The organism is Bifidobacterium sp. LH_417, assembly GCF_056357035.1.
This window is the reverse complement of sequence record NZ_JBKEVI010000001.1, coordinates 119631-134412: the sequence shown is the minus strand read 5'-3', so window position 1 is coordinate 134412 and position 14782 is coordinate 119631. Positions and strand designations below refer to the sequence as shown.

General features: G+C 66.0%; 12 protein-coding genes, 1 tRNA gene and 1 pseudogene. 7 read left to right on the top strand and 7 right to left on the bottom strand.

The window, feature by feature from the left end; genetic code table 11:
- The first annotated feature begins 509 nt into the window (after window positions 1-509).
- The gene (locus AC1AYR_RS00505) at window positions 510-1538 is read left to right on the top strand and encodes a hypothetical protein (RefSeq protein ID WP_476511101.1); all 1029 of its coding nucleotides are present in this window, start codon (window positions 510-512) and stop codon (window positions 1536-1538) included.
- A gap of 182 nt (window positions 1539-1720) precedes the next feature.
- On the opposite strand, the gene AC1AYR_RS00500 is transcribed toward AC1AYR_RS00505, so the two are convergent.
- The 4 genes and pseudogenes from AC1AYR_RS00500 to AC1AYR_RS00485 form a co-directional block, all read right to left on the bottom strand.
- A complete protein-coding gene (locus AC1AYR_RS00500) occupies window positions 1721-2128 on the bottom strand; it encodes a Fur family transcriptional regulator (RefSeq protein ID WP_101622055.1) in 408 nt (135 codons plus the stop codon).
- Between the two features lie 90 nt (window positions 2129-2218).
- Window positions 2219-3388 (bottom strand): annotated as a pseudogene (gene purK / locus AC1AYR_RS00495) (5-(carboxyamino)imidazole ribonucleotide synthase); the annotation flags it as partial.
- Complete coding sequence (gene purE / locus AC1AYR_RS00490) at window positions 3372-3869, bottom strand: 5-(carboxyamino)imidazole ribonucleotide mutase (protein WP_476511102.1); 498 nt, start codon at window positions 3867-3869, stop codon at window positions 3372-3374. The pseudogene purK and the gene purE, both read right to left, overlap by 17 nt.
- 71 nt (window positions 3870-3940) lie before the next feature.
- A complete protein-coding gene (locus AC1AYR_RS00485) occupies window positions 3941-4933 on the bottom strand; it encodes a zinc-binding dehydrogenase (protein ID WP_101622054.1) in 993 nt (330 codons plus the stop codon).
- A 192-nt stretch (window positions 4934-5125) separates the two neighbouring features.
- On the opposite strand from AC1AYR_RS00485, the gene AC1AYR_RS00480 reads away from it, so the two are divergent.
- Complete coding sequence (locus AC1AYR_RS00480) at window positions 5126-7300, top strand: 1-deoxy-D-xylulose-5-phosphate synthase (protein ID WP_101622053.1); 2175 nt, start codon at window positions 5126-5128, stop codon at window positions 7298-7300.
- A 105-nt stretch (window positions 7301-7405) separates the two neighbouring features.
- A tRNA-Arg gene (locus AC1AYR_RS00475) sits at window positions 7406-7479 on the top strand.
- Here AC1AYR_RS00475 and AC1AYR_RS00470 read toward each other — a convergent pair.
- Complete coding sequence (locus AC1AYR_RS00470; protein ID WP_101622052.1) at window positions 7477-7971, bottom strand: GNAT family N-acetyltransferase; 495 nt, start codon at window positions 7969-7971, stop codon at window positions 7477-7479. The two genes, AC1AYR_RS00475 and AC1AYR_RS00470, sit on opposite strands and share 3 nt — an antisense overlap.
- A 110-nt stretch (window positions 7972-8081) precedes the next feature.
- On the bottom strand, window positions 8082-8486 hold the full coding sequence (locus AC1AYR_RS00465) for a DUF4186 domain-containing protein (protein ID WP_101622051.1): 405 nt from the start codon (window positions 8484-8486) through the stop codon (window positions 8082-8084).
- A 439-nt stretch (window positions 8487-8925) separates the two neighbouring features.
- On the opposite strand from AC1AYR_RS00465, the gene AC1AYR_RS00460 reads away from it, so the two are divergent.
- A complete protein-coding gene (locus AC1AYR_RS00460) occupies window positions 8926-9138 on the top strand; it encodes a Nif11-like leader peptide family natural product precursor (RefSeq protein WP_101622050.1) in 213 nt (70 codons plus the stop codon).
- Window positions 9139-9347: 209 nt separating this feature from the next.
- On the opposite strand, the gene AC1AYR_RS00455 is transcribed toward AC1AYR_RS00460, so the two are convergent.
- On the bottom strand, window positions 9348-10049 hold the full coding sequence (locus AC1AYR_RS00455; RefSeq protein WP_476511103.1) for an ECF transporter S component: 702 nt from the start codon (window positions 10047-10049) through the stop codon (window positions 9348-9350).
- Between the two features lie 286 nt (window positions 10050-10335).
- On the opposite strand from AC1AYR_RS00455, the gene purB reads away from it, so the two are divergent.
- The 3 genes from purB to AC1AYR_RS00440 all read left to right on the top strand — a co-directional run bounded on the left by purB (window position 10336) and on the right by AC1AYR_RS00440 (window position 14722).
- Window positions 10336-11772 (top strand): adenylosuccinate lyase, encoded by a 1437-nt coding sequence (gene purB / locus AC1AYR_RS00450; protein WP_101622048.1) that lies wholly within the window; start codon window positions 10336-10338, stop codon window positions 11770-11772.
- Window positions 11773-11796: 24 nt separating this feature from the next.
- The gene (locus tag AC1AYR_RS00445; protein WP_476511104.1) at window positions 11797-14280 is read left to right on the top strand and encodes a lysylphosphatidylglycerol synthase transmembrane domain-containing protein; all 2484 of its coding nucleotides are present in this window, start codon (window positions 11797-11799) and stop codon (window positions 14278-14280) included.
- A gap of 157 nt (window positions 14281-14437) precedes the next feature.
- Window positions 14438-14722, top strand: a complete 285-nt coding sequence (locus AC1AYR_RS00440) for an HU family DNA-binding protein (protein ID WP_055426949.1) — start codon at window positions 14438-14440, stop codon at window positions 14720-14722.
- The last annotated feature ends 60 nt before the right edge of the window (window positions 14723-14782 follow it).

Below are 14782 nucleotides of genomic sequence, written 5' to 3'. Positions count from 1 at the left end.
ATAGAATCACTTGCGAGACCGCACACCGCGGATGAAGAAGGAAGACCACAGTCATGCGACACCTGCCACCGGCTCCCACGCCAGCGCCCACGACGACCATGCCGCCTGTACCCGCACCGCTCCCCCAAAACGCGGGAGATCCGCCCATGCCGACCCCATCGCGACCGGTCGGCGACGCGACCATCACCGATGCCCCCGCACCGGCGTCGCAACAGGCCGTTCCACCGGTACCGGCACCCGCATTCGCTCCGGCATCCGTGCCGACACCCGTACCATTCCCCGCGCCGGCTCCCGTACCGCAACCACCCGCACCCGCAGCCGCTGCCGCAGCCATCGGAAAGCAACCGCCAGCACCGACCGAAACGGCTCCACTGATGGCATTGCCCGCGGCGATCGAACCGTCGCCGCTCGCACCGCTCGCCGCCGTGGCAACCGAGGAAACCCTCACACCGGAACCGGAACCGGAACCACAGTCACAACCGGAACCACCGTCGCGGACGCAACGGCCGATGGCGCAGCAGCCCGGCTCCGCACCTACTCCCGCAGCCTCCGGTCCATCCACCGGCGACAAGCGCCGTCTCACCATCATCGCCGCCGTCACGGCCGCAGCCTTGATCGTCGCCGGAATCGGCGGCTACCTGCTGTGGTCGAATCATCGGCGCGACGCTGCGATGACCGCCTGCCGGAACGCGGCCAAGGAATACGACAAGACGCACGACGCGATGGCGAAGATCCTCGCACAGGCGAAATCCCTCTCCTCCACGGACGAAAGCACGATGAGCTCGACGGATTCGCTCGACAAGCTCAAGAAGCTCATCGCGAGCAAGACCGCCACCGACACCAACCCGCCGATCTGCGACGCTGGACTGGTTACCAGCGAACTGGAATCCACGAAGGGACGTCTCGACGATCTCGCCGGCGACAACCGCGCGCTGCAGCGGCAATTGGAGTCGTCCATCAAGGACGTGAACGCCAGCATCGACGCCAAGACGCTGAAGAACGCCCAAGACGATCTGAACGACGCAATCGACCAAGCACAGAACGTGCTCGACAGTTCCGCCGGTCAGGTCGCCGACGAATCCACGCGGTCGAATCTGCAGACCGCGATCGATGACGCGCGCAAGACCGTGAACAAGGACAAGCCCAGCGCCGCGGAGATGACCAAGGCCACCAAGTCGCTGACCGACGCAATCGGCAAGGTCAACTCGTCCATCGCCGCGAAGCAGCAGGCGGACGCCGAGGAGAAGGCGCGCAAGGCCGCGGAGGGGCCGCAGGGCGCGTTCTTCTTCGCCGCCGGCGCCGGCGGGTACCGCGAGAGCATCACCTTCGCGGACGGGCAGGCGACGAGCATCCAATGGATGTCGCTGAGTCCCGACAGAAAGACGGTCGTCTATCAGGTGAGCTCCGATGATGGATATACTTACACGCTGACCGACAACGAGGGCGGCACCCGCACGTTCACCTACGACAGGGGATCCAACACGCTCACCGACGTCACGGCCGGACTGTCCAACGAATACGCACACGCCGACAACTGATTCCCACCGTTCGCGGGACACGATCGTCCACCACGACTCCTCCGCCGCAGCGGACGGATCGCAGTACACGCCGATAACGCAGGAGGGGTGCGGTTCACAAGAACCGCACCCCTCTTATCGACGGGAATCCACTGCCTGGAACCCACTGCCTGCCGAAGCCGTTCGGAACAGGCCGGAACCGTTCAGACCGTCTCCTTCGCCTTCTCCCGACATTCCGGGCACAGGCCGAAGACCTCGAGCGTATGACGCTCGACGGTGAAGCCGTGGCCCTCGGCGACCTTGCGCAGCCAGGCTTCGCTGGGCGGGTCGATCTCGACGGTCTTGCCGCATTCACGGCACACCAGATGGTGATGGTGCCCGTCGTCGCCGCACAGGCGGAACAGCTGCTGGCCGTCGAGCCGGATCGTGTCGGCCGCGCCCGAGTCGGCGAGCGCGTTCAGCTGCCGGTACACGGTGGCGAGGCCTATGCGCGAGCCGGCATCCTGCATGCGCCGGTGCAGGTCCTGTGCGGAAATGAACTCGTCGCACCCGGCGAGCGCCGCGTGGATCGCGTCCTTCTGCTTGGTCTGACGTTCGATGTGTTCAGCCATGGACGCGGGTCACGCCTCCGTCTCGGATCCGGCTGCGCCGGACGCATCGGAGACACCAGACACAGCGGGCTGCACGAACGGACGCGCGTAGGGCTTGAGATCGTCCCAGCAGCCGGTCGCCTCGAGCTCGTCCACGGTGCGCGCGGTATCGTCGGTGAGCACGGTGATGTGCCCCATCTTGCGGTTGTGGCGCAGCTGCGCCTTGCCGTAGTCGTGCACGTTCCATTCGGGATGCGTGGCGATCTGCGCGCGCGTGGGCAGCACGTGCTGGCCGAGCACGTTGACCATGACGGCGGGGCTGAGCAGCTTCGGCTGGATGAGCGGCCAGCCGGCGATGCCGCGGATGTGCGCGTCGAACTGGTCGAACGAGCACGCCTCGATCGTGTAGTGGCCGGAGTTGTGCGGGCGCGGCGCGAGCTCGTTGACGATGACGCGGCCGTCCTTGGTGACGAACAGCTCGATGGCGAGCGTGCCGGCCAGTTCGAAGCCCTTCGCGAGCGCGAGCGCCATCTCGTGCGCGGTCTTCGCGATTTCGGGGCTCACTTCGGCGGGCGCGATCGTCATGTGGAGGATGTTGTTGCGGTGGTCGTTGCGCACGATCGGGAACGTCACGTAGTCCTTGCCGTTGCCGGACACGAGGATGGACGCCTCGAACGCGAAGTCGACGAAACCTTCGAGGATGGACGGGGGGAAGCCGCCGCCGCGGTCGCCGCGCGCGCGGATCTTCTCCAGATCCATGTCGTTCCTCAGCACGTGCTGGCCGTGGCCGTCGTAGCCGCCGGAACGGGTCTTCAACACGCACGGGTAGTGCAGGTCGTCGATGGCGGCCTCGAGCTCGTCGAAGTCGTTGACCTCGCGCCACGGGGCGGTCTCGATGCCGTGCTTGTTGATGAACGTCTTCTCGTTGATGCGGTCCTGGGTGACGCGCAGCAGGTCGGTGCCCTGCGGGGCGGCGACCAGGTGGCGCACCTCGTCGATCGAATCGGCGTCCACGTTCTCGAACTCGTAGGTGAGCACGTCGGACTTCTCCGCCAGATCGTGGATGGCGGTCTTGTCGTCGTACTCGCCGACGACCTGGAAGTCGGCGACCTGCGCGGTCGGGCAGTCGGGGGTCGGGTCGAGCACGCCGATGCGGAAGCCCATGTACTTGGCGCTCAGGGCCATCATGCGGCCGAGCTGGCCGCCGCCGATGATGCCGATGGTCGCGCCCGGCTGCAGCATCTGCGTGGCGCCGTGCGTTTCCTCAAACAAGCTGGGCATTGGATTCCGCCACCTTCTCCTTCAGCGAATCACGGTAGTCCTGGAGCTTGTCGGCCAGATCGGGCTCGAACGCGGAGAGCATCTGCACGGCGAGCAGGCCGGCGTTGGTGGCGCCGGAGTTGCCGACGGCGGTGGTGGCGACGGGGATGCCGCCGGGCATCTGCACGATGGAGAGCAGCGAATCCCAGCCGGACAGGGCGTGGGAGCGCACCGGCACGCCGATGACGGGCAGCGTGGTCTGCGCGGCGATCATACCGGGCAGGTGGGCGGCGCCGCCCGCGCCGGCGATGATGACCTTGAGGCCGTTGGCGCGCGCGTTATGCGCGAAGTCGGCCATGAGCTCCGGGGTGCGGTGGGCCGAAATCACCTGCTTGTGATAGGCCACGCCGAACTGGTCGAGGATGTCGCAGGCGCGCTTCATGGTCTCCCAGTCGCTGGACGATCCCATGACGACGGCCACTTCGGGCTTGCTGTCCGTCATTATCATTACCTCCACGTTATTGAGAATGTGGTTTCACTGTACTCCCCCGCCACCCCGGCGCGGCGACGGGCTCACACGGTAAGCGCGACCTTGCCGAACACGTCGCCGCCGATCGCGCGGCGGAACGCGTCCGGCGCGGCGTCGAGTCCGGCGAACGTCGAATCGATCGCCGGATGCAGGTCGGCGTGTTCGACGAAGCGCAGCAGGCGTGCGAAGTCCTCGCGCGATCCCATCGTGTTGCCCTGCACGCGGATGTCCTGGAAGAAGACGCGTGTGAGCTCCGCGCCCGGCTGGTCGCCGGTCGTCGCGCCGCATATGGCGATCGTGCCGCCCGGACGCACGGATTTCACGGAATGGGACCACGTGGCGGCTCCCACGGATTCGATGACTGCGTCGACCTTGCGCGGCAGACGCGCGCCGGACTCGAACGCCGCGTCCGCGCCGAGCGCCAGCGCGCGTTCGCGTTTCGCTTCGGAACGCGACGTGACGAACACCTCCAGCCCCGCCGCGTGCGCGAGCTGGATCGCCGCGGTGGACACGCCGCCGCCCGCGCCCTGCACGAGAATCGTGTCGCCGGGCTTGACGTTCGCCGCCGTGAACACGAGCGCATAGGCGGTGAGCCAGCTGGTGCCGAGCGCCGCCGCCTCGGCGAAGTCGAGGTTCGCGGGCTTGGCGAACACGTTCGCGGACGGCACCGCGACATGTTCGGCCATCGTGCCCGGATACTTCTCGGACAGGATCGTGCGCCGCTCCCCCGGAGCCACGCCCGCGCCGTCGGTGCCGACGAACGTGTAGAGCACGACCTCGCTTCCCGCTTTGAGCCCGCCGCGGCCCGACACGTCGTCGTCGAGGATTCCGGCGGCGTCGGTACCGAGGATCATCGGCGTCTGCTTGTCGGAGAGTCCCACGCCCTTGAGGCTCCACACGTCGTGATGGTTGACGGTCGCGGCTTTGACGGACACGGTCGACCAGAACGGTCTCGGCTCCGGCTCGGGCATCTCGCCCACGGCGAGCGCGGCGAGCGGGTCGGCGTTGTTGACGCAGGATGCGTATACGGCCTTCATCGGCGTTCCTTTCGTTGCGGCGCCGTCACGCACCACCGCGCGACGGTTCACTTTCCGTCATTATTGTCGCACGCGCACACGCCGATTTACGGAGATGTTGGGAGTATCGCCGCGTGGCACGCGGACAGGAGCGGCCGATGCGTCTAGGCTTACGTCGGCGGAAGGTAGTCAGTCGGGAGGAGAGACACGCGTATGACGAACGGCATTCTGGAGCGGATTTCGGGGCCCGACGACGTCAAGGCGCTCTCACGCGCGGAACTCCACGGGCTGTGCCGCGACATCCGGTCCACGCTGCTCGCCTACGGCCACGCGCACGGCGGCCATATCGGCTCGAACCTCGGCATGGTGGAGGCGACGGTCGCACTGCACCGCGTGTTCGATTCCCCTCACGACCGCATCGTGTTCGACGTGTCGCACCAGAGCTACGTGCACAAGATGCTCACCGGCCGTGCCGGCGCATACCTCGATCCGGCGCGTTTCGACGAGGTGACCGGGTTCACGAACCCGGACGAAAGCGAACACGATCAGTTCACGCTCGGCCACACCGGCACGTCAATCTCGCTCGCCTGCGGTCTCGCGAAGACGCGCGACATGGCGCTTGCGGCCTCCGACGGGACCGACGACGCGGGCATCGGCGACGTGGTCGCGGTGATCGGCGACGGCTCTCTGAGCTCCGGCATCGCGTTCGAGGGACTGAACAACGCGGCCGAGCAGGGCGGCAACCTCATCATCGTGCTCAATGACAACGAAATGTCGATCGCCGGCGATTTCGGTGGCATGTACGGCCCCTTGGCGCGTCTGCGCGAATCGGGCGGCACCGCCGAACCCAATCTGTTCCGCGCGTTCGGCCTCGACTACCGGTATGTGGCGCGCGGCAACGACGTGGACGCGCTGGTCGCGGCGTTCGAGGAGGTCCGCCATATCGGGCACCCGGTCGTCGTGCACATCCATACGTTGAAGGGCGCCGGATTCGCGGGCGGTCCGGTCGCTCAGGTCTCCCCGGACGATCAGGTCTCCCCGGACGCTGTCGCCGCGACCGGCGGTTTTGACGGCGCGTCGAGCGACACCGGCATCGCCACGACCGGCAACGTCGCGCACGCCGAGCCGTGGCGATCCGACCACTGCGACCTGCCGGACTCCGCGCCGCACGAAGGCCAATGCGAAGCATCGCACTGGCAGACACCGGACAAGGCGCTGGGCCGCCCGGACGATCCGCGCAAGCACTACGGCAAACTCGCGATGGCGGCACTGGAACGCCGCTTCCCCGACGAGCCGGGACTCGTCGTGATCTCACCGGCGACGCCCGGATCGAACGGCATCACGCATGATTTCCGCGAACGCGCGGGCGCGCACTACGTGGATTGCGGCATCACCGAATCGCATGCGGTCACGTTCGCCTGCGGCATCGCACGCGCCGGCGGCACTCCGGTGGTGGCGACCACCGCGTCGTTCTTCCAGCGCGCCTACGACCAGTTCTTCCAAGAGATGAGCCTCAACCGTTCCCGCGTAACGGTGCTCGACTTCCTCGGCGGCCTGTCCGGTTCGGACAACACGCATTCGGGTGCATACGACATCGCGATGTTCGCGAACATCCCGGGCGTGACGATGCTCGCGCCCACCTCGACGCGCGATTATCTCGACGCGCTGGCCTGGGCGACCATGCCGACCGATGCCGCGAACGGCGACGGCACTCGTCGCGCTCGCGGCGCTGTCGGTACTGTCGGCATGATCGGTGCCGCAGGCGCGACGAATCCGCCCGACGGCCCGGTGGTGATCCGCGTGCCGGGACAGGCGATCCTCGACCGCGAACGTAATCTGGGACGCGAATCCTCGCCCGAAGAGGTGCTTCGCGGAGATCTCACGGGCGACGGCGCGTCGGACATGCTCGCGTACCGCATGAACCACGCGGGCTCCGACGTGGCGGTGCTCGCGCTCGGCAACACGCATCCGTTGGGCGAACGGGTGATAGAGGCGCTGGCTGCGCCGGACACGACCGATGCCGTCGGTGAAGGCGACGGCGGCCACTCCCCCATCGACGCGACCCTCATCGACCCGCGGCAGTGCACGACGCTTGATATCGCGGCGCTCGACGCGCTGCGCGACGGGCATCGTCTCGTCGTCACGTTGGAGGACGGACAGCTGGAAGGCGGCTGGGGCGAGAAGGTGACCGCATACTATGCGAACCATCCCGGCGCCGCCGTTGATGACGCGGACCGCGGAGGCGCGGACGGCGGGCGCATGCGCGTGCTCAACTTCGGCGCGACGAAGGAGTTCACCGACCGCGTGCCACTCGCCGAACTCAACGCACGCTACGGGCTGACCGTGGAGGCGGTCGTGCGACGCATCCGCGAAACGCTCGATCGCTAAGGGCACGCGGAGGGCACGACGGGTGCGTTAGGGTGCACGGAGGGTGCGGCACACCGATGCCGGGGTTGCGCCAAACCCGCTCCACCATTAGAATTCATTGAGTTTGGCCCCGTAGCTCAGCTGGATAGAGCATGTGACTTCTAATCTCAAGGTCGACGGTTCGAGCCCGTCCGGGGTCACTTTTTCAACGTCAGGCGCATCTGATGCCAGACGACGTCGCCGTGCGTGGATTCGGAGATGCCTTCGTCCACGAATCCGAAGCGCGCGTAGAAGCCGACGAGCCGGTCCTTGCATGTGAGCACGAGTCCCTTACGACCGGCAGCGCGCGAATCCGCGATCACACGGCGCATCACGAGGCTCGCGAATCCACGATGCCGGAAGGCGGGCGCAGTGTCCACGCCGAAGATCATCTGCCACGCGCCATGCGGGTCATGCTGCGCCGCATCGTCGTACATGTCGTCCGTCAAATCGGGGCGGTCAGTGGCGAATCCGTTGACGAACGCGACGATTCCGCCGTCACCGTCACGTGTCAGCAGCCAGAATCCTTCCGGATAGGAGGCGAGCCGTGCGCGCAACGATTCACGCGACGCGGCTTCGGCATCCGGGAAACACGCGGATTCGATTGCGTCGAGCGCGTCAAGGTCGGCCGTCGCCGCGTGACGGACCGTCATGCCCGTGGGAACGTCACATGCATCCGACACCGGTTTGATGGATGCGGAGGAAACGGCGGACCGGCCGGCTCCATCGGTCCCATCGGTTCCTTCATGTGTTGTCATCATTGTCATATCGGCATCGTATCGCCCGGCTGCACCGGATGGTTCACGAGGTCGCGTTCGATCCACGCCATGACGAGGTCGGCGAGGCGATTCACCTCCGCATCGGTGAGCTCGCGGCCCTTGGGAATGTGATGCCATTTCTCGATGCAGCCGCGGCAACAGGTGGCGGTGGCATGCTGCGCGGTGAAGACCGGATGACCGCGCCACGGCGTCTGCCGTCCATCGTTCTTCGGAATCGCATCGCCGACGCGGGCGCGCAGCATCTCGCGCGCATGCCGGTCGATGATCGCTTTCCCCTTGGCGCGCGCATAGGCGCGGTCCTTGTCCGTCAACGCGAATTTCGCACGGAACGCGGAATGCGAGAGTCGTGCCAGCGTTCCGTCGATCCACCGCCGTTCGTCATCATCCATGTCCGTCTGCCACCTTTCGCATCCGCGCCTTTAGCACCGCACGCCCGTGATGGTGCCCTACCCCGGCATAACACGTCCCACTCCCGCCTGACGACATCGTTCCACGCCCGGCACGACTCATTCCGGCCCTTGCACGACTCGCTCCCCGGCAATCACGGCTCGCTCCTTGACTTGCCACGACAATCCGTAACAAACCGTGGAGGGAACCGTGCACGGTAGGGAGGGAACCGTGCAGGACGGGGAGGAAACCGCGCGAGGTAGGGAGGAAACACGGGGACGAGAGGAAACGCCGACGGGAACGCTACCCATCGGAGCGGGAAACGACTAGAACAGGAACCAGCCGGGGAATCCCGAGGGCGGGGTTCTTGAAATCCACGGCATACGCCGATGCCGATGGCGTGCGTGCGACGGCCGTGGTACGAAACGCAAGGAGTCTACTATGACTGGCATCAGCGAAGAGGAACTGGACGAGAAGCTTGCGGCGGCGCAGACCATCGACGAGGTCATGGCGATCGCCAAGGAGGCGGGTCATCCGCTGACCTACGAGGAGGCGGATGCGTTCTTCGGCCGTATCGAACAGGCGAAGTCGGATACGGCCGAGCTTGTCGGCGATTCGGTGAAGTCCGTAGCCAAGGAGGCGCTCGGCATCTGAGCCGGAACGGCCAAACGACTATAAACGACCGTATCGGATCGCATTGATACGAGCGGCGGGCCTTTGGGAAGAAGGCCCGCCGCTTTTGCATACCAACCGTCGCTCCCCTAGTAGTCAACTACGACGACAGCCTCTTCATCGGTGGGAGCCGAGTTCAGCAGGCACAGTCGAGCTGCGTCAACGCACCATCAGGGGGACGGCTGTGAGGGTCAAGCCTGCGGACGGGCGCGCAGGAGCGCACGGCCGGAGGCGAGGCGGTCGAGCACGCCGGTCGCGGCGAGCGCGAGCATGAGGAACCACGGCATGACGCCGCTCAGCACCACGCCACCGGTCACTTCGGAAATCAGATGCACGATGCCACGCGGGCTCGCAATCGCCACACCCTGGTAGCGGAAGAACAGCAGGTAGAAACCGTATTCGATGGCGACCATCGCACCGGAGGCGATCGAAACCGGCAGGTTGAACACGCGGTAGCGGGTCAGGAAGAACGGAATCTCGGCGAACACGCCCTGCAGCAGGGCGGACACGATCACGAATCCGATGCCGTACTGGCTGCCGATCACGGTTTCGACAAGCGTGCCGACCACGTTCACGTACAGCGCGGCACCGGGCTTGCGCAGCACGAGCACGGCGAGCGTGCCGGAGAAATACCACATGGCGTGCGTCACGCTCGCAAGTCCCGGCAGCACGGCGCCAAGGAACGACGAGATCGGCATGTACGCGAAGTTGAATCCCCAGAAAATCACGCCGCATGCGACGCCCAGCGTGGCACCGACGGCGATGTCGAGCGGACGCCACTTGAGACGGGTCTCATCGGACACCGACGCCGCGGAGACGGAACGATCGGAACGCCCGAAACGATCGGAACGATCGGAACGATTGGATGAATGGTTGTTTTGCTGAACGGACATGGTACTCCCCTTGCCGGTCTCGGCCGCGCACAGTGATCCACGAAGACGTTCCTTGACCTGCGCGGCTCGGGCGGGAACGCCGTCTGTCAGTATACGGGCTTCGGATACGAACACGTGAACGACCTCGGCTGCGTGGGGCGGCACCATATCCCACCGCATTCCACCGCATCCCGCCCCAAGCCGACCCCGAACCGCGAACAGCACAACTTCGCACAGGAAAACCGCACACAACATCACAAATCGCACCGTTTCGAGCGGTTCACGGCTGCAAGTACCCTAAAGAGTTATGAAGCTTACCGATATTTCCCCCGCAATCGCACTGACGCCGCTCGACGGCCGCTACCACAACGCCACCGCCCCGCTCGTGGAATACATGAGCGAACCGGCCCTCAACCGCGAGCGTATGCGCGTCGAGGTGGAGTGGATGATCCTGCTGGCCAACGGCTTCGAAGGCAACGGCGACCAGCCGATCATCGACGGCGTCGAACCGTTCACCGAGGAGGAGAAGGCGTTCCTGAGGTCCATCCCCGAGGACTTCGGCGCCGAGGGCATCAAGCAGCACGCCGCGCACGAGGCCGTCACGCACCATGACGTGAAGGCCGTCGAATACTACATCGACGACCAGTTCGACAAGGCCCCGGCCTCCCTGACGCACATCAACGACCGTCTCAAGACGCTCGTCCACTTCGCCTGCACCTCCGAGGACATCAACAACCTGTCGATCGCCCGCTGCGTGAAGAACGCCGTCGAGAACGTATGGACCCCGGCGTTCAGGGAGATCATCGATCATCTCGCCGCCAAGGCCGAGGAGCACAAGGATCTCGCACTCCTGTCCCTCACGCACGGCCAGCCGGCCACGCCAACCACGCTCGGCAAGGAGCTCGCCGTCTACGTCTACCGTCTGAACCGCCAGCTCAAGCACATCGAGAACCAGGAGTACCTGGGCAAGATCAACGGCGCGACCGGCACGTTCGGCGCGCATCTGGCCGCCTGCCCGGACGTCGACTGGGTCGCCGTCTCCCGCGAGTTCGTCGAGAACCGCATGGGCCTGACCTGGAACCCGCTGACCACGCAGATCGAATCCCACGACTGGCAGGCCGAGCTCTACTCGACCATCTCCCACGCGAACCGCATCATGCACAACCTGTGCGTGGACGTGTGGATGTACATCTCCCGCGGCGTGTTCGCCCAGGTGCCGGTCAAGGGCGCCACCGGCTCCTCCACGATGCCGCACAAGGTCAACCCGATCCGCTTCGAGAACGCCGAGGCCAACTTCGAGATCAGCTGCTCGCTGCTCGACACGCTGTCCGCCACGCTGGTGGAATCCCGCTGGCAGCGCGACCTGACCGATTCGACCACGCAGCGCAACATCGGCTCCGCGCTCGGCTACTCGCAGCTCGCCCTGACCAACCTCATGGGCGGCCTCAAGTCCATCCACCCGAACGAGCACGTCATCACGCGCGAGCTCGACGAGAACTGGGAGGTGCTCGGCGAGCCCATCCAGACGGCGATGCGCGCCTGCGAGCTGCGTGGCCTGCCGGGCATGGAGAAGCCGTACGAGAAGGTCAAGGAGCTCATGCGCGGCCACACGATCGACCAGGCCCAGGTCGAGGCGTTCATCGACCAGCAGTCCTTCGATCCCGAAACCGCCGCCCGCCTCAAGGCGCTCACGCCCGCCACGTACACGGGCGTCGCCTCGAAGCTCGTCGCCTTCGACCGCTGATTCCGCAAGGAGTCGTACCCACCGATGTCCACGCACATCGACGATGTGGCGCCAAGGCGCACACACGACTTCGGTGATCTGACACGCGCCGCCATGTCCCTCGGACTGGCGGCCGTCGTCATGGTGTTCGCCGTATACATGGGCGGCATGACGCGCGGCGTCGAATCCGACGCGCACACCGCCGCCCAGGCCATCAACTGGCTCGCCGGCATCCCCTCGACCGTGATCCAGCAGTTCGCCACGCTCGTCATCGTGGTCATGGTGCTGTGCCAGCTGCTGCTCAGCCGCGAATGGCTGCAGGCGGCCGTCTCCGCGCTCGCCATGTTCGCCGGGTACGGCACGGCGTGGCTGGCGTCGGTCGCGATCAGCGGGCTTGCGGACAGGACGCTCGCCCTGTCGCTCGCGTCCGCCGCGACCTCGTTCGGTTCCGGTCTGCTGCCGAACATGTATGCGGGCATGGCGACGTTCCTCACCGTGGCCGGCCCTCGACGCACGCGTTCGAGCGTCAAATGGGGTTGGAACATCATGTATGCGGTGGCCGCCGTCATGGTGGTGCTCTCATGGCATTCGGTCACCGGCATGCTCGTTTCGTTCGCCTGCGGACGCACCATCGGCATGCTCATCCGATTCGCGGTCGGCACGCAGAACAAGGGCGTGTGGGGCGAGGATCTCGCGACCGCGTTGCGTGGTGTGGGGCTTGACCCGTCGTCGCTGGTACGTCGCGACGATCCGACGCCGGGCGTGCGCGCGCTCAGCGCCTCGCTGGACGACGATCTGGTCGAGGGCTCACGCATCTACGATCTCCAGACCGCGGACGGCGGCCGGTACACGGTGTCCGTGCTGGACGCGCAGACGCATACGGCCGGCTATCTCAAGCAGTTGTGGAATTGGCTGCGCTTCTCCGGCGTGGCGATGCGCCGCGACCGTTCGGCGCGCGACGCCGTCCAGCATCATCTGTCGATGCTGCTCGGCCTGCACAACGTGAAGCTCCCCGCCCCCACCCCGTATGCCGTGGCCGATACGGAGGAGTCCGCGATTCTCGTGCTCAACGCGCATACGACGGAACTAGCGGCGAACCTCAATACGATGACGCGCGCCGATGCCGTCGACTACATGCGGTATCTGTCCGTTGCGAACCGGCGCGGCTACACGCACCGGCGCATCACGCCGGGCGTGCTGTCGCGCTTCGAGGACGGCACTCCGGTAATCGCCGGATGGCAGAACGGCGACGCCGCGTCCTCGCCCGCGAACATCGCGTTGGACAAGGTGCAGCTGCTCGCTCTGTTCGCCGCGCTGATCGGCGTGGACGAGGCGGTCGCGGCGGCGCGCGACGCCTGGGACGAGGCGACGCTCGCCTCGATCGCGCCGTTCATCCAGAAGATCGCGGTGCCTTCCCCGACGCGCACGTTGGACTCGTGGGACAAGTCGACGCTCGCGGCGTTGCGCAAGGCGGTCACGCCGCGTCACGACGACGGCACGACCGATGCCGCGACCGTCACCGCGACGGACGGCGAGCCGGGGACGTCCGCCACGACTCCACGGGACGACGCCGCCGATATTCCCGTGGAGTCGGTGCCGCTGGCACGGTTCTCGCTGCGGTCGATGGTCACGATGGTGCTGCTCATCGTCGCCGCGGTCGTCGTATTCACGCAGATGCGCCCCGACGAGATCATCGCCGCCGTCCGCAATGCGAATCCGACCATGGCGCTCGTCTGCATGGCGTTCGGATTGTGCGGCTGGATTGGATCGTCGCTTTCGCTCGGCGCGCTCATGGACCGTGAGCGCCGCGACCCGGTGGGCGTGTTCATGAGCCAGGTGGCTGGCGGTTTCGCGACCGTCTCGATGCCCGCCGGCGTGGGCCCCTCGTTCGTGAACCTCCAGTTCCTGCGCCGATCCGGCTATCGCAATACGGCGGCGACCGCGATCATGAGTGCCGCGCTCGTCGTCTACTATGCGACCTACGCGGTGATCGTCGTGATCATCGGCCTGTTCACCGGGCGTAACACGTTCTCCGGCATGATTCCGACGAATACGCTGGCGATCGTGTTCGGCATCATCGTCGTCGTGTTCTCCGTCGCGATGATGGTTCCGGCGGTTCGCCATCTCGTCATGCAGCGCGTCGTGCCGATCGTCAAACGGTATCTCAACCAGCTGCTCGACGTGCTCGGACAGCCGGCGCAGCTGTCGGTGAGCGTGGCCGGCGCACTGCTGCAGAACATGGTCACGGGACTCGCATTCTGGGCGGCACTGCTCGCGTTCGGCGTGAACACGAATCCAATCGAGACGACGTTCGTGTTCATGCTCGCCTACGCGCTCGGCTCGGCGGTGCCGACCCCGGGTGGCCTGGGCGGTGTGGAGGCGGCGCTCACCGTCTCCTTCGCCGCGGTGGGTGTGCCGCAAGGCGCCGCCCTGTCCGCGACGCTGCTGCACCGCGTCGTCTTCTACTGGCTGCGCATCCCATTGGGCGCGCTGGCGATGAAGTGGCTGGACAAGCGCAATCTCGTGTGATTTCGCCGCGAGATGCGAAATCCGTGAAAATCGCTTGTGGAACACGTGAAATCGTTGAAAAATGCGGCGTTTGGCCTCATCATGCGCTATCATCATTGATGAAATAAACGGACCGGTGGCCAAGTTGCCGGTCCCCGGACAAAGAAGGATGCTGTTCATGGCATACAACAAGTCTGATCTCGTTTCGAAGATCGCCCAGAAGTCCAACCTGACCAAGGCCCAGGCCGAGGCCGCCGTCAACGCCTTCCAGGATGTGTTCGTCGAGGCCATGCAGTCCGGCGAAGGCCTGAAGCTCACCGGCCTGTTCTCCGCCGAGCGCGTCAAGCGCGCCGCTCGCACGGGCCGCAACCCGCGCACCGGCGAGACCATCGAGATCCCCGCCACCTACGGCGTGCGCATCTCCGCCGGCTCCCTGCTGAAGAAGGCCGTCACTAACAAGTGAGTCTTCCGCCTCACGGCGTAGCAGCATAGGTTTTCCAAGGGCTCGCACCGACATGCTATC